Below are 18608 nucleotides of genomic sequence, written 5' to 3' on the forward strand. Positions count from 1 at the left end.
TCTGTGAGCGGTTAACACGACCGGGTGATCGCGGCGTTCTGTCGATACGACCACGGCCGAAACGCTCAGTCGGTTGGTCGGTTACGCACCGGCCGAGCGTCTAAACGGGTCGAGAACGTATCCGACAGTATGAGCCGGGACACCGCGAGCAAGGTCGTCGTTTCGTACCCCGAAGACCTGAGCGACTGGGGTCGGTTTCAGGTCGAGAAACCGTCGTTTCGCGCGTTCCTGCGGAAGACTCGCGACGAGGTCGCAGTCGGCGACGTCTGGGAGGAGTTCGTCGGCACCGGCTGCTGCGGGAGCGAACTGGACGTGCCGCTTCGGGTCGAGGAGATAGACGGCCCCGAACGGATCGGCGACGGGACGGCCGTCGAGTTCACCGTCCGCGAGGCCTGCGGCATTCAGGGGAACTGGCGCATCCAGAGCGCGGGCGGGCCGAACGCCTAGTCGGGCAGGTAGCGGACGTTCACCACGCCGGCGTCGTCGTCCGACCGGACTTCGACGCGAACGGCGTCCAGGCGGGCGGCCCGGGCGAGCGTCGCCTCGTCGTCGAGCACGTCCGCGGCGGCCTCGTCGGCGGTGCCTTCCGGGACCGTGAGGACGTGTATCTCGCCGGTGCCGGCCCGCTCCTCGCGGGCCAGTTCTCCCACGTCCTGTCTCTTTGCGATCTCCATCGCCTGCGTGGTCGGCGAGAGGTCGCTGTCGACCAGTTCGACCGTCCGACGCTCTCCGACGTCGATCACCTTCCACGTCACCTCCAGCGGCGGGTCCGGCGCGATGGTCGCCGAGAGGACCTCCTCTTCCTCGATGCCCGGGTTCGACGACAGCGTGTGAACCTGGCTGTCTTCGACGTTGCGTAACACGGCCGACTCCTCGTCCGCGTGCGTGACGAGGAACGTTCCGGTTTTCTCCGACATGGCCGGTGGTACGCTCGCGGGGTTTTTGCTCGTGTCGGTCGCGGTACGGAAACGCCCTATAGCAGTCACTGACAGTCACTGCACACCTGCTCGCACGACAGCGATGCGATCAGCGTGTCAACCGTTTCAGTGACCGCTATCGTCCGACCGCCAGTGGACGAGGCCGATGAGAAGCGCCGCGACGAGGGGCGGAACGATGCCGGCCATCCCCGGAAGCGCGTACATGGCGTCGACGACGGGCGCGAGCGGGCCGGAGGCCGGCGTCTGTTGGGACGGCGGGACGGTGATCACGAGGCCCGCGTACAGCGACGCGAGAAAGAGGTACCCGGCGGCCGCGAGGCGGCGGTCGTACCGCGTCTCGCTCCGCGTGCGGCGGTGTCGTCGGGCGACGAGCAGCACCGGCGCGACCATCGGAACGACGACGAGCAGGCCGACGAGGACGTAGAACGAGCGCGAGAGCGTGAGCGACCCGCCGGCTCCGCCGACGGTGTTACCGATCAGGACGACGAGCGCCAGGCCGAGCAGCAGCGTGACGCCGACCGTCACCAGCGCGCTGACGACGGCGTAGCTCCGGAACACCCGGGAATCGCTCGACCGGAAGGCGTAGGGGAACGCTCCCGGCAGGCCGCCGTACGTCCGCTCCTCGTCAGCGTCTGGCATTGCCGGCGGTTGGGGCGACATCGGAATAAACGACGCGGTACTGACTTATACCGTGGCGGCGGGATCACGGGTATGTACGTCGACCTCGGCAACGCGCTCTCGTCGGTAGCTTCGCCAGGCGTCTCCCGGGAGGCGCTGGAACGACTGGACGATGATGTCGCGGCGGCACACGAGCGGATCGAAGCGGGCCGCGCCGACGCCGACCACGGCTACGCCGCGCTTAACTTGCCCGAGACGGCGGACCCGGACGCGATCAGAGCGGCCGTCGACCGGTTCGACGACCCCGCGGCCATACTCACCGTCGGCATCGGCGGCAGCGCCCTCGGCGCGGCGACGATCGCCGACGCGCTGGAATCCGGCGTCGACTCGTACGTCCTCGACAACGTCGACCCCGAGCGCGTCGCTTCGCTCCTTGGCTCGCTTGACCTGTCCGCTACCGTCGTCAACGCCGTCTCGCGCTCCGGCACGACGGCGGAGACGCTGTCGAACTTCCTGGTCGTCCGCGACGCGATGGAACGTGCCGGCGTCGACTGGACGGAGCGAACATTCGTCACCACCGGCGAGGAGGGGCCGCTCCGACGCCTCGCCGAGAAACACGACCTGCCGGCGCTCGACGTTCCTGCGGGCGTCCCCGGCCGATTCTCGGCGCTCTCGACGGTCGGGCTGGCATCGGCCGCCATCCGGGGTCACGACATCGAAGCCATCCTCGACGGCGCTCGCGATGAAGCCAACCGACTCTCGGGGTCGCTGTTCGAGTCGCCTGCGTACGCCTACGGTGCCGGCGCGTATGCGCTGGACCAGCGCGGTGCGTCGGTCAACGCCGTGATGCCGTACGCGGAATCGCTGGAGACCTACGCCGAGTGGTTCGCCCAGTTGTGGGCCGAGAGCCTCGGGAAAGACGGGCTTGGGCAGACCCCGGCCCGCGCCCTCGGTGCGACGGACCAGCACTCGCAGTTGCAACTGTACCGCGCCGGGCCGCGGGACAAGATGGTCACGATGGTACGGGCCCGCGAGCGCGAGGACCGCGCGATCCCCGAGACAGACCTTGAGGGCCTGTCGTATCTCGGGGGGTCCTCGCTCGGTGAACTGCTAGACGCCGAGTTCGAGGCGACCGAGGCCAGCCTCGCCGCCGCCGGCCGCCCGTCGGTTCGAGTCGAACTCGACCGCGTCGACGAACGCGGCCTGGGCGAACTGCTGTACGGCATGGAGGCCGCCTGCGTGCTGGCCGGGGAACTGTACAACGTCGACACGTTCGTCCAGCCGGCCGTCGAGTGGGGCAAGCGCGCGGCCCGCGGACTGCTGGGGGGCGGACGCTTCGAGGAGGCCGAGGCGGTGGCCGAGAAGGAGCGGCTCGTCATCGAGTAAGGGGAGGGCTTTACTTTCGGGACACGAATACCTGGACATGGACGATACGGCAGCCCCGAGCGACTACGCGAGCGGGTCCGAGGAGTCGCTCGCGTCGGACATCGGGGCCTCGCTCACGGGAATCGCGCTATTCGCGGCATCGCTCTTGCTGATCGACGGCGTTGCCGACGACGTGTCGATCGGTTCACTCGGTGGCGCAGTGACGGTCACGTCGCTCGGTGTCGCCGTCGCAGCTATCGCGGCTGGTGCCTTTTTCGCCCGGCGGTACGACGTGCTGGACCGGCGATTCGCAGCCCCCATCGCCGCGGTCGCAAGTCTCGCGGCAGTCGGAGTCGGCGGGTACGCGCTCGTCAGCGGGACGCCGACCGCTGACCTCGCGTTCGGCCTTTCGATACTGGATATCAGTTCGTTCGGCGTCATCGTCGGCGGCATCGGCGGCGTCCTCGCGGCAGTCGCCGACTGGCTCGCCATCTCCGACGACCGCCTCACCAGCATGACCCGAACGACGGTCGTCAGTTCGGGCGTCGGATTTCTCGGCTACCTGGCGCTCAACGTCGCCTCGCTTCTGGTCTATCTCGTCCTCTGGCTCACTGTCTGGTCGGAGATGACGGCGATGCGACAGCAACTCGTCGGCGCGCTCGGACTGGGTATCGGAACCGGCGTGACCGCGCTCGCCTACATCCGTCTCTCCGACCGCGAGATCGATTTCCTCGACCTCCGAGTCCCCTCCGCCCGAGATGTCGGCCTTGCCGTCCTCGGGGTCGTCGTTATCTTCGGCGGCCTCATCGGCCTGAGCTACGCCCTGCAACTGATAGGCGTCCCCTCCTCCAGCCACTCCACGGTCGAACAGGCCCGGCAGGGGAACGCCGACATCCTCCTTTTGCTCATCCCGGTGTCGTTTCTGATCATCGGACCGGGCGAGGAGTTGCTGTTCCGAAACATCGTCCAGAAGTCGATGTACGACGCGTTCTCCCGCCCGACCGCTATCGTCGTCGCAAGCCTGGTGTTCGCGTCCGTCCACATTCCCGCCTACGGCGGTTTCACGCCGGGCGTCATCGGCAGTCTCGCGACCATCTTCACGCTCTCGCTGGTGCTCGGCGCGTTCTACGCGCTCTCCGACAACGTTCTCGTTCCGGCGTTCATCCACGGAACCCTGAACGCCGTTCAGTTCGCGTTGCTCTACGTCGAGATATCCGGGTACGCGCCGGGGCTGATCGTCTGACGGCCGTCTGACAGGGTTTTATTCTAATCGTCGGTCAAACAGGTCTATGGTCAGACAGTACTCCATCGTCTGCGAGGACGACATCGGCGAGCGCGTCCAGTCGCTCGCCCGCGAGTACGGTCTCACGGAGGAGGAGGTTCTGCGGCAGCTGATCGAACAGGGGTTAGAACGGACCGAGAACCAGCGGCCGGACGGATGACCGCTACGCGTTCGATGGGTTCTTCCGCGAAAGTGAACTGCCGCAGATAGGACAGCGGTCCTTGTTGTCGTCGAACTCGCGCCCGCAACCCTGACACTGGAACTGCCAGGAACGCTGTTCTGTGATACCGTCCTGTGCGATGACGTCCACCTGGACGTTCAACCGTTCGGCGACGTTTTGCATCGCGTAGTCGTCGGTTACGAGCGTCCCGTCGAGTTCGAACGCGGCCGCGATGAGGCGAACGTCCGTGTCGGAGAGTTCGGCCAGGTCGCCGAGTTCCCGTGCGGCCCGGCGGACTTTCTCCGTCGTCTGGTCGCCCGGAATGTGAATGTGCATCCCCGACCCCTCCATCGCGTCGAACCGGTAGGCGCTCTCGTCTTCGAGTTCCTCCCGGACCATCGGGATGGTTGCCATCTGTTCGTCGGTGTGATACTCGTTGATGAACGCAGACGAATCGAGAACGTACATTTACCGCTGGACGACGATGTAGTCTTTCACTGCCTGGACGCGCGACACCGGAACGCGGTATCGGCCGCCACTGTCGGTTTCGAGATCGATGCTACGGGTCGGCGTGTCCTCCGTCGGGTCGATGACGATATTGTCGAGTTCGCCCGTACGAAGGTCCATCGTGATGTTGTAGAGCATTCCGAGTTCAGTGCCGTCAGACCCCATGACAGCTTTCCCGGAGAGGTTTTCGGCGAGTATGCCGGACATACCATCCCTTTTCAACTAATGAACTATAAACGCCACGGGCCGTCTGACGCTCCGGACCCTGCAGACCTGTTAGATTCGTGTCTCGTACGCCGATCGACCTGCACGTTTATTCACGATCTTATTGTCACGTACGAACATGGCGGGGCTGAGTACCGTCGATTGGCTCGCTCTGGTGGTACCGTTCGCCGTGGTCGCCGACGCCACCGTCGTGAGCGGCCGCTCCCGCGTCCCGGGGGACCGATGACGATACGCTTAAATGGTGCGCAGAGTAGTCCTACACAAGAACCTTCTCCGGTGGCTAGCTATGTCTGATACCGATACACGCGATCCGTCAGAATCCCTTCGTACTCCTATCGTCGCCGTCCTGGGCCACGTCGACCACGGCAAGACCAGCCTGCTCGACAAGATCCGCGGCTCCGCCGTCATCGAGGGCGAGTCCGGGGCGATCACACAGCACATCGGCGCGACGGCCGTTCCGCTCGACGTCATCTCGGAGATCGCCGGCGAACTCGTCGATCCCGACGACTTCGACCTGCCCGGACTGCTCTTTATCGACACGCCGGGGCACCACTCCTTTACGACGCTGCGCTCCCGCGGCGGCGCGCTGGCCGACATCGCCATCCTCGTCGTCGACGTCAACGACGGCTTCCAACCGCAGACGCTCGAAGCGCTGGACATCCTCAAGCGCTCGGAGACCCCCTTTATCGTCGCCGCGAACAAGATCGACACGGTCCCCGGCTGGAACCCCAACGAGGACACCCCGATCCAGCAGACCTACGACCAGCAAAGCGACCGCGTCCGCTCGGACCTGGACGAGAGCCTCTACGAGATCATCGGTAACCTCTCCGACGAGGGCTTCTCCGCGGACATGTACTGGCGGGTCCAGAACTTCCAGAACAACGTCGGCGTCGTCCCGGTCAGCGCTATGACCGGCGAGGGCGTTCCCGACCTCCTCACCGTCATGATGGGCCTCTCCCAGCGCTACATGAAGGAGGCAATGGAGATCGACGTGGAAGGCCCCGGCGTCGGCACCGTCCTCGAAGTCAAAGAGGAGAAGGGGTTCGGCACCACGATAGACGTCGTCCTCTACGACGGCACGGTCAGCGAGAACGACACTGTCGTCATCGGTGGCGAGAACGAACCTATCGTCACGGAGGTCCGCGCGCTGCTGAAACCTCGCCCGCTCGCCGAGATCCGCACCGAGAGTCGCTTCGACACGGTCGATTCCATCTCTGCCGCGTCAGGCGTGAAGATCGCCGCGCCCGACCTGGACGAGGCGATGGCCGGCGCGCCGGTCCGCGTGGTCCGCGACCGCGACGTGGACGAGGTCATCGGCGAGGTCCAGGAGGAACTCTCCGACATCGCCGTCAGCACCGGCGAGGAGGGCGTCGTCATCAAAGCCGACACGCTCGGTAGCCTCGAAGCGATGGCAAACGCCCTCGAAGAGGCAGACGTCCCGATCATGCGCGCCGAGGTCGGCGACGTCGCACCGCGGGACATCAGCGTCGCGGACACCGCCGACGAGGACAAACACCGCACCCTCCTCGGCTTCAACGTCGACGTGCTCGACGACGCCGAAGACCAGGCGGAACGCGACGACGTTCACCTCTTCACAAGCGACGTCATCTATCAACTCATCGAGGAGTACGAGGAGTACGTCGAAGAGATCGAGAAGGCTCAACAGGAGACCGTCCTCGAAAACATCACTCGTCCCGCGCGGTTCCAGATCCTCCCGGACCACACCTTCCGCCAGAACGACCCCGCGGTCGTCGGCGTCGAGGTCGTCTCGGGCACCGTGAAGAACAACTCCCGCGTCGTCCTGTTCGAGGGGAACGAGCCCGACAGGATCGGCCAGATCAAAGGCATTCAGGAGCAGGGCGAGGACGTCGACGAGGCCCGCCGCGGCGACCGCGTCAGCGTGGCCATCGACGGCCCCACTGTCGGCCGCCAGATCCACGAGGGCGACGAGCTCTGGGTGGAACTCCCCGAGAAACACGCCAAGATACTGGAGCAGGAACTCTCCGACGACATTCCGGCCGACGAGTTCGAGGCGCTCCAGCAGTACCTGGACAAGCAGCGCAAGCGGGACCCGTTCTGGGGCAAGTAACGCGACGACCTTTTGCGCTACGCGACGGGAAACACGGCGCGGAGCGCCGGTTTCCCGAGGCTCGGCAACAGCTCGACCAAGATCACTGCGTCCCGCCTCGGTCACTGCGCTCCCGGCCATCAGTACACGCTAACGACGCGATCGCTAACGAAGCGTTCTCTCCTCGCAAAAGAGACTAATCTACCGCGCGGTCGGCGTCACGCCCTCCTGCATGGCCTGTTTGACCTGCAGAGCGGCGCTTGCGGCGAGACCCCGGGCGACTTCGTTGCGGTCCTCCGCGGCGATGAGGTCCTCGCCGTCGAGGTCGTCCTGGTCGGGGGTGAATCCGGCGGAGACGGGGTGGCCGACCGGCGGACGGACGGCGACGGTCGCCTGCGGGCCGCCGGAGCCGTGAGAGATTTCGGAGTCGACGATGTACTCGCTGGGGAGATATTCCCGCGTTCGCGCCGCGATACGGGAGACGTCCTGACGTAGTGCGCGTCGCTGATCCTGTGTCAGCTCGGGGAGATCAGCCGTGGCACGCTTGCCAGCCTGGGTCATACCTGGGTTCCCAGCGTACGGCGTATTTCCGTTCATGAGAATCTCGGTATCTGTGATACGGTCCTCCCTCGTAAAAAGGGATCGGCCGGGGTACTCTGCCGTCAGAACAGCGACTCCGAATCGCCGAACACCGCCAGTACGACCGCTGAGGTGTACATGCCGGGTTCGGCGGGAGCCGTGACGACCTCGTGATGGGTCGACTCGAACGTCCAGTCTCTGAGTTCCTGCCCCGTCGAAAGACCCTCCAACACGCGTCCGCGGATGTCCTCTGTGCCCGTCTCGCCGCCGGCCTCGTAAAACAGTCCTGGACCCTCCTTGGACGGTGACCAGGCCAGGCCGGCGCTCGCACGCCCGGGTCCGGCCACCGTCGCCTTCGCTTCGACGACCGTCAGGCGCTCGCCGGCCGGGCCGAGGTCCGGCGCGTCTCCGACTGCCTCTACCTCCGTGTCCGCCGGAATCACCGACGAAACGGGGACGAGGTTGTAGTTGTGGACGTTCGCCTCGGCCAGCGCGGCGTCGTACGACGCCATCTCCGTGGGTCCCGTCGCCGTTCCCCAGACGACGCGAATCGTGTTCATATACGGAGATAACGCCCGATTACGTAAGGCGTTGCGGTTCGGCGAGAGGCGAATCCCACGGCCGAGAGCGTGCCTCGCCGTGAACGACGGCGAGGCGCGCGATGACGGGGGAGGGCAGGCAATCTGCAAGTAGTAGATCCGTAAGCGACCGCAGGGACCGAGCGGTCCGACGACTGACCGGAGCGAAGCGAAGTGAAGGAGGAGTGATTTCGGTCGAGCTGTTGCCGAGCCTCGCGAGCGTGTCCACCCGTGGCGAACCACTCAAGTCGCATGGTTCGAGACGGCTTCCATCTCGTCATCACGGAAATCACTTCGCGATTTCCGAACGACAGCGCAAAAGGTCGGTTCAGTAGGCGTAATCCGGGTAGCCGCCGCTCGTCACCGTATCGCCGGCACCGTCCTCGTCCTCCATCTTGTCGAGCGCCTCCTCGAAGTCCTCCATGCGGACTTCGGTGCGTTCGCCGCGGATGGCGAACATCCCGGCCTCGGTCGTCAGCGATTCGATCTCGGCCCCGCTGTACCCCTCGGTGCGGTTCGCCAGGTCGTCGAAGTCGACGCTGTCGGCGATGTTCATCCCACGAGTGTGGATCTCGAGGATCTGGACACGCCCCTCGTGGCCCGGCTCCGGCACTTCGATGAGACGGTCGAAGCGACCGGGCCGGAGGATGGCGCGGTCGAGCATGTCGAAGCGGTTCGTCGCCGCGATGATGCGGATGTTCCCACGGTCCTCGAAGCCGTCCATCTCCGAGAGCAGTTGCATCATCGTCCGCTGGACCTCGGCGTCGCCGGAGGTCTTCGACTCCGTCCGCTTTGCCGCGATCGCGTCTATCTCGTCGATGAAGATGATAGAGGGCTGGCGCTCGGAGGCGAGTTCGAACAGATCCCGGACGAGCCGCGACCCCTCGCCGATGAACTTCCTGACGAGTTCGGAACCGGCCATCTTGATGAACGTGGCGTCCGTCTCGTTCGCGACCGCTTTCGCCAGCATCGTTTTACCGGTGCCTGGCGGGCCGTGCAGGAGGACGCCGCTTGGCGGGTCGATGCCCGCTTCCTCGAACTGTTCGGGGCGGACGAGTGGCTCCTCGACTGCCTCGCGGACCTCGCGGACCTGCTCGTCGATGCCGCCGATGTCCTCGTAGCGGACCTCGGGGCTGTCGTCTATCTCCATCGCCTGAGCGCGGGCGTCGGTTTCGTTGTCGAGCAGCGTCTGGACGCTGAAGGAGTCGTTGACCGCGACGCGGTCGCCGGCCTCTAGCTTCTCTTGCATCCGCGACGAAACTTCGGTCAGTACCTCCTGGTTGTTGCCGTGTTGCTTGACGACTATCTCGTCGTCGGCGACCTCCTCGACCGTGGCGACGTACAGCGAGGAGGTTTTCAGCTTCTCGTTTTCGCGTTCGAGCCTGTCGACGTCTCCCTTGAGGTCCTTGCGGCGCGCGTCGGCGGCGTCTAGCTGTTCGGTGAGTTCGTCGTGGACGCCGACGATATCCGCGAAGTGTTCGCGGAGCGCTTCGAGGCGCTCCTCGTCGTCCATCTCCGGGTCGAGTTCGAGTCGTGGTCTGTCCGGGAGCGAAGGGCTACGAGACATCTGTTATGAACGGTTAAGAAATGCTCCCTAAATGTGCCTTTGGGTCGCGGTCGATAGTGAGTGTGCGCCGTCCGGGGTCAGATCAGCGACGCCATTTCGTCCAGATGCTCGTCGTAGGCGTCTAAGGCCCGCTGAATCGGGTCTGGCGAGCGCATGTCGACGCCGGCGTGTCGGAGCAGGTCGAGCGGATACTCGCGCGATCCGCGCTGGAGGAACTCGATGTAGCGACGAGACGCCTCGTTCGGTTCGCCCGAACTCGTCTCTCCTTCGTCGAGGACCCCCTGAGCGAGCGCGACAGCGGCGCTAATGCCCGTGGAGTATTGGTAGACGTAGTACGCGCGGTAGAAGTGGGGAATCCGCATCCACTCGCGCGCGATACGGTCGTCGACGACGGCGGGTTCGTAGAACTCCGCCTTCAGGTCGCCGAAGATCTCGTCCAGGCGATCCGGCGTGAGCGCCTCGTCTTGCTCCTCGAGTTCATGCGCGCGGTGTTCGAACGCCGCGAACATGGTCTGGCGGTACAGCGTCGACCGGAACCGTTCCAGATACTCGTTGAGGACGTGCCGGCGGAACTGTGGGTCCTCGACCGTGTCGAGGAGGTGGTGCGTCAGCAGCGCCTCGTTGACGGTGCTCGCCACCTCGGCCACGAATATCTCGTAGTCGCTGTACACGTACGGTTGCGTCTCGCTGGTGTACTGGGAGTGCAGCGAATGGCCGAGTTCGTGGGCCAAGGTGTACATCGACGAGATGTCGTCCTGATAGTTCATCAGGATGAACGGCTGTGTGTCGTACGTGCCGCTGGAGTAGGCCCCCGACTGCTTGCCCTGGTTCTCGTACACGTCGACCCAGCGCGACTCGAGCCCGTCCGCAACGCGAGACTGATACTCTTCACCGAGTGCCCCGACCGCTTCGACGATGTGTTCTTTAGCTTCCTCGTACTCGACATCCGGGCTCTCGGTCTCCGTCATGGGCATGTACACGTCCCACATCTGGAGTTCGTCGACGCCCAGCGCCTCCTGCTTGAGTTCGGCGTGGCGGTGGAGTTTGTCGAGGTTGTCCCGCACCGTCTCGACGAGGTTATCGTACACCTCGACGGGGACGTTCGGACCGTCGAGCGCGGCCTGGCGTGCGGTGTCGTAGTTGCGTGCCTGGGCCTCTTTCACGTCCGCTTTCACGCTGTTTTTGTACGCGGATCCGACGGCGTTGCGCACGTCGGCCCAGTCGTCGTAGAACAGTTCGTACACTTCCTGCCGAAACTCGCGGTTCGGACGCTTCTGCAGTTTCGTGAAGTTGCTGAGCGTGATCTCGACGGCGTCTCCGTCAGGGTCCTCGACGGTCGGGAACTCCATGTCGGCGTTCGCCAGCATGTTGTACACCTCACCCGTGCCGTGGGTCACCTCGCCCAGTTCGGCGAGGAGTTCTTCCACCTCGGCCGAGCGAGTGTGTTCTTTCATCCGCAACACGTCGTCGAGGTAGTGGTCGTACTTCTCGAGGCCGTCGGTGGACGAGACCATCTCGTCGATGTCGTCCTGGGAGAGTTTCTGGATCTCCGGGGAGATGAAACTCGCCGCGCTGGCGGCGTCGGAGTGAAGCGACTGCGCGCGGGCGGTCAGCGCCTGGTACTCCTGGTCGCGCGTGTCCTCGTCGCGGCGCATCCGGGCGTATGCCGCCACCATCGAGACGTCCCGCATGATCGAGTCCCGAAGTTCGAGCACGTCGAGGAGGGTGTCGCCGTCCTCCGTGACTCGGCCCTCGTAGGCCGACAGTTCGTCCACGCGTTCGGCGACGTTCTCGTAGGCGGTTTCCCACTCGTCGTCGTCCGCGTAGATGCTCTCTAAGTCCCACTTGTACTCGGCGTCTATCTCCGAGCGTTCTGGTACCGAACTCATGACCTTCAATTAGGGCACCCGGGAGGTAAGGCTTATCTTTCATTATCATTAACCGGTCGGCGGTCGGATCTCGACCCGTGACGCAGACGGAACTCGACCGCGCGCTGGGTCGCGCCTGGCGCGACGACGCCCTGTGGACGGTGCTTTCCCGCCTCGCCGAACTCCCGACCCGCCTCGGGGGACACGAGGGCGAGCGCCGCGCCGCCGACATCGTCGCGGAGGCGCTCGACGACGCCGGCGTCCGCGACGTGACCCGGCGGTCGTTCCCGGTGACGCGCTGGACCCGCGGTACGGCATCGCTCTCGGTGACCGACCCGGTCGAACGCTCCTTCGAGACGGTCGCGCTCCCGTACTCGCCCGCCGGTGAGGTGACGGCCGACCTGGTCGACGCGGGGTACGGCACGCCCGAGGAGATCGACGCGGCTGCGGTCGACGGGAGCGTCGTCGTCGCGAGTACGGACACGCCGCCGGACCGGCGCTTCCTCCACCGGATGGAGAAGTACGGCCACGCGGTCGACGCCGGTGCGGCGGCGTTCGTCTTCGCGAACCACGTCGGGGGGGCAACTGCCGCCGACCGGCGCGCTCCGGTTCGACGCCGCGGGCGAGGTTCCCGGCGTCGGCGTCTCGAAGGAGGCCGGCGCGTGGCTGACAGAGTACGCTGACCGCGGCGCGACCGTCCGTCTCGACGTCGACGCGGCGATTGACTCGGGCGAGAGCCGGAACATCAGCGGCGTCCTCGGTCCCGCTGACGCCGACGAGGAGGTCGTCGTCCTCGCCCACTACGACGCCCACGACGTCGGCGAGGGGGCGCTCGACAACGGCTGCGGCGTCGCGGTGCTGGTCGGCGCGGCGCGGATCCTCGCGGAACTGGACCTCGACTGCCGCGTGTGCGTCGCCGGCGTCGGCTGCGAGGAACTCGGCCTGATGGGGAGCGAGGCGCTCGCCGACGCGCTCGATCTCGATAGCGTGCGCGCCGTCGTCAACGTCGACGGCGCTGGCCGATTCCGGGACCTGCGGGCGTTCACGCACGCCTCCGACGCGATGAGCGAGGTCGTCAAGCGCGTCGGCGACGAATCCGGCCACCCCGTCCGGGAGAACCCGGACCCGCACCCCTTCAGCGACCACTGGCCGTTCCTGCGCGACGGCGTGCCGGCGCTCCAGTTGCACAGCGACCGCGCGTCCGCGGACACGGTCGGCGAGTGCGGTCGCGGGTGGACCCACACCCGCGCTGACACCCGCGACAAGGTCGACCGCCGGAACCTCCGCACGCACGCGATGCTCGCCGCTCTGCTCGTGCGCGAACTCGCCGACCTGGATGCTGCCCTCCCCCGCGTCGACGCGGCGACGCTCCGCGGGGCGTTCCGCGAACAGGCGTACGAGTCCGGGATGCGGGCGGCCGGCGTCTGGCCCGACGAGTGGGGCTAGATCCGGTCCGCTATCTCTCCGGCCACTCGCGCCCGCGTCCGCCACTCTGCCCGCTTCTCGCCGAACACGACCCGCGCGCTCGCCGCAGCGTCCGGATCGACCGCGAACTCCAGATCCGGATACTCAGCGTCGACGAGCACCAGCGGGTACGCCGGTGCGGGTGGAACGCCCTCGTGCCCGGGAAGCGGGTCGGACGCGAGAACGCGGTCTATCTTCTCCATCGCTGCCTCCCCCATGGCGACGGCGCGGACCAGCGAGACGAGCCGTCGGACCAGCTGCCGGGCGAACCCGCCCGCGCGGAACGTGAGCACGAGGTAGTCGCCGTCGCCTGCCAGCGACGCCGACAGGTCCCTGACCGTCCCGTCGTCGTCCGGCGTCAGGTTGTGGAAGTCGTGCTCGCCGCGGAGTCGGTCGAGCGCGGCCCGTGCTCGCTCCGCGTCCGCGTCCGGAGCGAAGCAGTGATAGACGTACTCCCGGGCGGTCGCGTGGTGGGTCGCGTGGAACCCCGTCAGCGCGTCGGCCCGCGCCCACGCCCGGACGCTCGCGGGAAGTTCCCCGTTGAACGCCGCGGGTGAGAGCCAGTCCGGCGCGTCGAACGCGACCGTCTGCGCGACGGCGGAGACGCCCGCGTCAGTCCGCCCGGCGGCGGCGTAGCCCGGCGGCGTGTCGCCCGACAGGACATCGAGGTCACGCAGGGCGTCGAAGAGCGCGTCCTCGACCGTGGGAACGTCTGGCTGGCGCTGAAACCCGTAGTACGGCCGGCCGTCGTAGGCGATCCGGTAGGCGTCCATCAGCGCCGCTCGCGCTCCGGACTCCTGTCGCGGTCGACGGTTCGGTCACGCTCCCCGCCACTGCGCCGCTCCGCGACGTACTCTCGCGCGTCGTCGACGCTCTCGGTCGCCAGCAGGTCCTCCAGACGGCGCTCGTACTCGATCTCGTCTATCTCTCCGTGGGCGTAGCGCTCGCGGAGGGTTTCGAGGGCGGCCGATTCGTCGACTTCGTCGCTTTCCTCCCCGATATCGTGCTGGTCCCACCGTTTGTCATGAGTGTCGCTCTCCTCGTCCGTCCCGAGTTTTTTCGAAAGGACATCCGACAGAGGTAGTAACACCCCGAATCCGAGCGCGAAGACCAGACCGGCGAACCAGAGGTCGAAGAAGGCGGCCGTGATCCCCACTCCGAGGACGAGAAAGACGATTATGTCTGGGTCGAGGACCAGATCTATCGCGTTTCGAGCGTTCATATCCGGCGATACTGCCGCATACGACAAATAACCTGCCGAGTGCAGAATCGTCGCTGAATTCCGTCGCGCCGACGGGCTCTGGGGCCTCCAGATCAGGTTCTGTGAACGTACACCGCGCTGTTACTGAACCGGACCCCGGCGCGCCCCACGATTTAACCACCAGTTCGTAACAGCCGTCATCCAGTACGATACCGCCAGCGACCGTTCCTGATCGGTACCCCATTCGATCTCCGGCGAGGGCTGGTCGTCACTACGGTCCCCGAATTCCCGGTCAGCCGTCGCCCGTACTTGGCTTTCATTGTCTTCCGTCCATCGGAGAGAACTGAGCAACCGCTAAAACCCAGAGTCGCGGGACGAACAGTCCTGTAACGGGAAGCACTACCCGAGGTCTTCGTACGTCGGCGCGTCGTCGTCGCCGGGGAACTCGTCGACCGGCACCTGCGTCTGGTCGCCGCTCTCCATGTCTTTGATCGTCAGTTCGTCGTTTTCGAGGTCCTGTTCGCCGACGATGACGACCGTCTCGGCGTTGATCGAGTCGGCGTAGTCCAGTTGCGCGCCGAAACTTCGCCCGGCGACATCGCTCTCGACGACGTGGCCGTGCTCGCGCAGGTCGCGGGCGACGCGGGCGGCGACGGGTCGCGTGTCGCCGACCTGTAGCACGTAGTAGTCCGTCGAGAGTTCCTCCTCGGGCCAGACGCCGGCCCGCTGGCAGAGCAGCGATAGCGTCGCGTGACCGGGGGCGACGCCGACCGCGGGGGTGGGCTGGCCGCCGAAGCTCTCGATGAGGTCGTCGTAGCGGCCGCCGCCGAAGATAGAGCGAGAGACCTCACCGGTGGAGTCGAAGCACTCGAAGACGACGCCCGTGTAGTAGTCGAGGCCGCGCGCCGTCTCCAGCGAGAGCGTGCAGTACTCGCGGACGCCGAAGTCCTCCGCGGCGGCGAGTACGTCCTGCAGGTTCGTCACGGCCGCCTCGACGCGGTCGGTGTCGGCGAACGTGATCAGTTCGTCGAGGTTGTCTGCGTCGACCGCGAGGAGGTCGTCGAACTGCTCCGCCTGGTCGTAGCTGAGTCCGGCGTCGGTCAGCAGCCCGTGGTACTCCGCTTTCTCTATCTTGTCGCTCTTGTCGACGGCGCGGATGGCCGCCTCGGTGTCGACATTCGCATCGAACGACTCCAGCAGGCCGCCGAGGATGTCTCGGTGGGAGACTCGGAACTCGAAGTGCTCGCCGGTGAGGCCCAGTCCCGTGAGCGCGTCGGCTGCCCACGCGAGGATCTCGGCGTCGGCGGCGGGATCGCTGGAGCCGAAGATGTCGACGTTCGTCTGGTAGAACTCCCGAAAACGCCCCTGCTGGGGCTCTTCGTAGCGCCAGAACGGCCGCGTCGAGACCCACTTGATCGGCTTTGACAGCTCCTGTTGTTTTTGGACGACCATCCGAGCCACCGTCGGCGTCAGCTCCGGCGTCATCGCAACCTCGCGCCCGCCCCGGTCCTCGAAGGCGTACAGCTCTTCGACTATCTCCTCGCCGCTTTTGTCGACGTACATCTGCGTCCCTTCGAGCGCGGGGGTTCCAACCTCGCGAAACCCGTACCGGCTGGCGGTCTCTTCGAGCGTATCGATGGTCTCCCGCCGCGCACTCATTTCGCCGGGGTAGAAATCCCTGAACCCCTTGAGTCGGTCGTACATACACCCGAATTGTGCCAGCGTGCGCTTGAAACCTGTTATCTGCGGCTAGGTACATGAACACGATTCCACTGGACGTGATCTGTGCTACGGCTACTGCACTCGTCGGCGAAAACACCTCGAACGTTCTACCCGATGTAGATTGACTTACCGGAAAAGGCGGGACTTTCGTGGTATTCATATCGTCGACTCTCGCGGACGTCTCGTAGGAATTCGACGGTTCGATCTCAAAACATCGCCCACCTCACTTCCGAATGCCGGTCACTCGCGTCTGGTCGTGGTCGGGGAACACTTCGGCGACGGCAGCCTCGCCGTGTCGCTCGGCGAGCAAGGCGCGGAGTTCGCCCTCGTAGTCGGCGCGCTGGATGACTTCGCTCGGACCGATGTCGAGTTCGAGCGTCGCGTCGGCGAGGCGGTCGACCGCGCCGCGGCCGAAGCCGGACAGTGGTGCGATGTAGTCGATGCCGTAGCGGTCCTCCAGGCTCTGGGCCTCCGCTCGGGAGACGGTCGGGACGCGGTCGTCGCGCCGACTCCCGTCCGCCACGGCGTCGTACCCGTCGCCGGCGACCTGTTCCAGCGCGTGGTCGTGGACGCGCTGGATGCCGTTTCGGGGGTAGCCGTCCTCGTACATCCGGTCGACGGCTTCGACCGCGACCTCGCGGTCGAGTTCCATCCGCCGGAACTCGTAGCCGACCGTCGCCGCCGTTCCTCGGGCGTGTTTCCACTCGTCGGTGACGCCGAAATGGCCCGTGACGAGGGTCACGTCGTAGAACTCGTCGAGGAGAAGCGCGGCGAGCGTCGAGTCCTTACCGCCGCTGTAGAGCAGCGCGAGCTCCATCTCACCGGCGCTTGATGTCGAAGCTCTGGGAGTCGGGCTTTAGCTCGCGGAGGAGATCCTTCATCTTCTCCTCGTCTATCTTGCCCTGGATCCGGCCGCTCTGGGCGAGCGCGACGACCTGACGTTCGACCTTCTCGCCGAAGTCGGGCTTGCTCATCTTCACGGAGTTGAGCCGCTTTCGCGCCCCGTCAGTCAGGTGTTGGCGGAGGACCGCCTGCTTCTGTGCGTCGGCCTGCTGTTGCTGGCGTCGCTGGGCCTCCTCGTTGCCGCCCTGCTGTTGCTGTTCTTTGAGCTGTTCCATCTTCTTGCGTCGAAGCTCGTCGAGTTCGTCGTCGTCGGGGCTACCGCTCATTGTGTCCTCGTGTTACGTGGCTGGCGGCAAAATCATTACGGACTTGTGGGGTCGGAAGCGTCGTCGCCGTCGGAGACGGAAGACGAGTTATCGGCGGGCTGTCGCGTACAGAACCGGTCCGATGATGAGCAAGACGATACCGAGGTACGTGAACTGTATCGGTGCCTCGCTGCTCGGGATCAACATGAAGATGAGGCCGAAGGCGAGTACGTTCAGCGACAGCACCTTCTGTGATTTCAGCGGGAGTGTCCCGAGGACCGACAGCACGAACAGGAGAAATACGGCGTGCCCGATGTTGTAATCGAGCAGGAAGTTATCGAGCGCCTGCAGCAGTATCCCGTTCATTCCTAGGTGATACTGCCTCCGATTCGGTCTTTAAACTTGTTATTCTGAGCCAACGGGACCGGTGATGTCGAGCGGTCGGACCCACAAGTACCAGACGACGAAGACCATCGTTCCGAACCCGGTTACCCAGATGATAGTGCCGAGCGCCGGGTAGCCTGCCGCTGAGAGGAAGTATTTCGCGAGGCCCGGAATGATGACGCCGGTCGCGAGAACGACCGCGAACGCAGTCTTATCGGAGACCACTGTTAGGCACCTCCTTGTCGGCTCTCGGTCACAGGTTCGCACATACCTGTTTCCTCGTCGCCCGGAGAGGTGAATCTCCCGGTTTCGTCGAGCGCGTATCGTCTCACAAAGGGGTGGACGCACCGTGGAGCGTGTGACACGTGCGTCCGTCCGGTTATTAGATATCCACGACCAAATAACGTTGCCCGAACCGCCGCGTACCGTTCGGTTGCGGCCAGCGCACTCCATGGGCTCTCGGCTGGTATTTCACAGATGTCGACTGGGCGCACAGACTATCTGTACCGTGGCGCGATATCCGGTCGGAGACGAAGACCAACCACAGTCTCCCTTGCAAACCAACCATAGTCGCCCTTGCAACAGTGTTCACATCTGATCGTACGTATCTAGTGGTCGAGGGTGGAACTGCTCGCAAGCGCGACTATAGATACCGCTTACCGACCTCACCGTTGCGCGCGCCGGGGAAACCGAGGTTCGTCCCCACGTGCCGCCGCCGACGTTTCCCGACTCCACACGCCTCTCAGAGATGATGCCATCCGCTCTCTGCCTCGTCGCCACGGACGGCAGTGGCAGACACCAGTTCCGATCACTTCCGGGTAGAATGGACCCCCTTACGTCGGCTCACGGGCTTTCTGAACGCGATAGAGGTCGCGGACGGATAGTCAAGGCCACCTCAGTTCCGGCTGACCCGCCGGAAGCGGATCTAACGTCT

Annotated in this window: 20 protein-coding genes and 1 pseudogene; 6 read left to right on the forward strand and 15 right to left on the reverse strand. The window is 65.4% G+C overall.

Translation table 11 applies throughout. The features are described 5' to 3' along the window. Window positions 1-129: 129 nt before the first annotated feature. Entirely contained in the window at window positions 130-447 is a 318-nt protein-coding gene (locus EYW42_RS15860) for a hypothetical protein (RefSeq protein ID WP_135536304.1), read from the forward strand. On the opposite strand, the gene EYW42_RS15865 is transcribed toward EYW42_RS15860, so the two are convergent. Next, a complete protein-coding gene (locus EYW42_RS15865) occupies window positions 444-917 on the reverse strand; it encodes a DUF5812 family protein (protein WP_135536306.1) in 474 nt (157 codons plus the stop codon). The genes EYW42_RS15860 and EYW42_RS15865 overlap by 4 nt on opposite strands. 126 nt (window positions 918-1043) lie before the next feature. After that, a complete protein-coding gene (locus tag EYW42_RS15870) occupies window positions 1044-1577 on the reverse strand; it encodes a hypothetical protein (RefSeq protein WP_135536308.1) in 534 nt (177 codons plus the stop codon). Between the two features lie 72 nt (window positions 1578-1649). Here EYW42_RS15870 and EYW42_RS15875 point away from each other — a divergent pair, with 72 nt between their 5' ends. Genes EYW42_RS15875 through EYW42_RS15885 form a run of 3 tightly spaced genes read left to right on the forward strand, consistent with a single transcriptional unit; the run spans window position 1650 to window position 4363 of the window. Next, a complete protein-coding gene (locus tag EYW42_RS15875) occupies window positions 1650-2942 on the forward strand; it encodes a glucose-6-phosphate isomerase (protein ID WP_135536311.1) in 1293 nt (430 codons plus the stop codon). 37 nt (window positions 2943-2979) lie between these two features. Beyond that, complete coding sequence (locus tag EYW42_RS15880; protein ID WP_135536313.1) at window positions 2980-4164, forward strand: CPBP family intramembrane glutamic endopeptidase; 1185 nt, start codon at window positions 2980-2982, stop codon at window positions 4162-4164. A 46-nt stretch (window positions 4165-4210) separates the two neighbouring features. Next, the gene (locus tag EYW42_RS15885) at window positions 4211-4363 is read left to right on the forward strand and encodes a CopG family transcriptional regulator (RefSeq protein ID WP_135536315.1); all 153 of its coding nucleotides are present in this window, start codon (window positions 4211-4213) and stop codon (window positions 4361-4363) included. A 3-nt stretch (window positions 4364-4366) separates the two neighbouring features. On the opposite strand, the gene EYW42_RS15890 is transcribed toward EYW42_RS15885, so the two are convergent. Both EYW42_RS15890 and EYW42_RS15895 read right to left on the reverse strand, forming a co-directional pair. Then, on the reverse strand, window positions 4367-4831 hold the full coding sequence (locus EYW42_RS15890; RefSeq protein ID WP_135536317.1) for an NOB1 family endonuclease: 465 nt from the start codon (window positions 4829-4831) through the stop codon (window positions 4367-4369). Then, window positions 4832-5077 (reverse strand): PRC-barrel domain-containing protein, encoded by a 246-nt coding sequence (locus EYW42_RS15895; RefSeq protein WP_135536319.1) that lies wholly within the window; start codon window positions 5075-5077, stop codon window positions 4832-4834. Between the two features lie 304 nt (window positions 5078-5381). Here EYW42_RS15895 and infB point away from each other — a divergent pair, with 304 nt between their 5' ends. Beyond that, window positions 5382-7184 carry a translation initiation factor IF-2 gene (infB, locus tag EYW42_RS15900; protein ID WP_135536321.1) on the forward strand — a complete coding sequence of 601 codons (1803 nt, stop codon included), beginning with the start codon at window positions 5382-5384 and terminating at the stop codon, window positions 7182-7184. A 180-nt stretch (window positions 7185-7364) separates the two neighbouring features. Here infB and EYW42_RS15905 read toward each other — a convergent pair whose 3' ends face one another. The 4 genes from EYW42_RS15905 to pepF all read right to left on the reverse strand — a co-directional run bounded on the left by EYW42_RS15905 (window position 7365) and on the right by pepF (window position 11776). Then, window positions 7365-7760: a DUF5811 family protein gene (locus tag EYW42_RS15905; protein ID WP_135536323.1), complete on the reverse strand. Its 396-nt coding sequence runs from the start codon at window positions 7758-7760 to the stop codon at window positions 7365-7367. Window positions 7761-7825: 65 nt separating this feature from the next. Then, the gene (locus EYW42_RS15910; protein ID WP_135536325.1) at window positions 7826-8302 is read right to left on the reverse strand and encodes a pyruvoyl-dependent arginine decarboxylase; all 477 of its coding nucleotides are present in this window, start codon (window positions 8300-8302) and stop codon (window positions 7826-7828) included. Window positions 8303-8648: 346 nt separating this feature from the next. After that, complete coding sequence (gene pan2, locus EYW42_RS15915; protein ID WP_135536327.1) at window positions 8649-9887, reverse strand: proteasome-activating nucleotidase Pan2; 1239 nt, start codon at window positions 9885-9887, stop codon at window positions 8649-8651. 77 nt (window positions 9888-9964) lie between these two features. After that, entirely contained in the window at window positions 9965-11776 is a 1812-nt protein-coding gene (gene pepF / locus EYW42_RS15920) for an oligoendopeptidase F (protein WP_135536329.1), read from the reverse strand. Window positions 11777-11823: 47 nt separating this feature from the next. Here pepF and EYW42_RS20580 point away from each other — a divergent pair. After that, window positions 11824-13201: pseudogene (locus tag EYW42_RS20580) on the forward strand (M28 family peptidase). On the opposite strand, the gene truA reads toward EYW42_RS20580, so the two are convergent. The 7 genes from truA to EYW42_RS15960 all read right to left on the reverse strand — a co-directional run bounded on the left by truA (window position 13198) and on the right by EYW42_RS15960 (window position 17899). Next, window positions 13198-13992, reverse strand: a complete 795-nt coding sequence (truA, locus tag EYW42_RS15930) for a tRNA pseudouridine(38-40) synthase TruA (RefSeq protein WP_135536331.1) — start codon at window positions 13990-13992, stop codon at window positions 13198-13200. The pseudogene EYW42_RS20580 and the gene truA overlap by 4 nt on opposite strands. Then, on the reverse strand, window positions 13992-14441 hold the full coding sequence (locus EYW42_RS15935) for an SHOCT domain-containing protein (protein ID WP_135536333.1): 450 nt from the start codon (window positions 14439-14441) through the stop codon (window positions 13992-13994). The genes truA and EYW42_RS15935 overlap by 1 nt, the downstream gene beginning before the upstream one ends. 378 nt (window positions 14442-14819) lie before the next feature. Continuing rightward, complete coding sequence (gene hisS / locus EYW42_RS15940; protein WP_135536335.1) at window positions 14820-16124, reverse strand: histidine--tRNA ligase; 1305 nt, start codon at window positions 16122-16124, stop codon at window positions 14820-14822. Window positions 16125-16365: 241 nt separating this feature from the next. Beyond that, window positions 16366-16959 carry a DUF7411 family protein gene (locus EYW42_RS15945; RefSeq protein WP_135536337.1) on the reverse strand — a complete coding sequence of 198 codons (594 nt, stop codon included), beginning with the start codon at window positions 16957-16959 and terminating at the stop codon, window positions 16366-16368. Window position 16960: 1 nt separating this feature from the next. Further along, window positions 16961-17311: a DNA-binding protein gene (locus EYW42_RS15950; RefSeq protein ID WP_135536339.1), complete on the reverse strand. Its 351-nt coding sequence runs from the start codon at window positions 17309-17311 to the stop codon at window positions 16961-16963. Window positions 17312-17398: 87 nt separating this feature from the next. Next, on the reverse strand, window positions 17399-17656 hold the full coding sequence (locus EYW42_RS15955; protein ID WP_135536341.1) for a hypothetical protein: 258 nt from the start codon (window positions 17654-17656) through the stop codon (window positions 17399-17401). A gap of 39 nt (window positions 17657-17695) precedes the next feature. Continuing rightward, window positions 17696-17899 carry a hypothetical protein gene (locus EYW42_RS15960; RefSeq protein WP_135536344.1) on the reverse strand — a complete coding sequence of 68 codons (204 nt, stop codon included), beginning with the start codon at window positions 17897-17899 and terminating at the stop codon, window positions 17696-17698. Between the last annotated feature and the right edge of the window lie 709 nt (window positions 17900-18608).

It is taken from the genome of Halostella pelagica (genome assembly GCF_004762015.1).
GTDB lineage: Archaea > Halobacteriota > Halobacteria > Halobacteriales > Natronoarchaeaceae > Halostella > Halostella pelagica.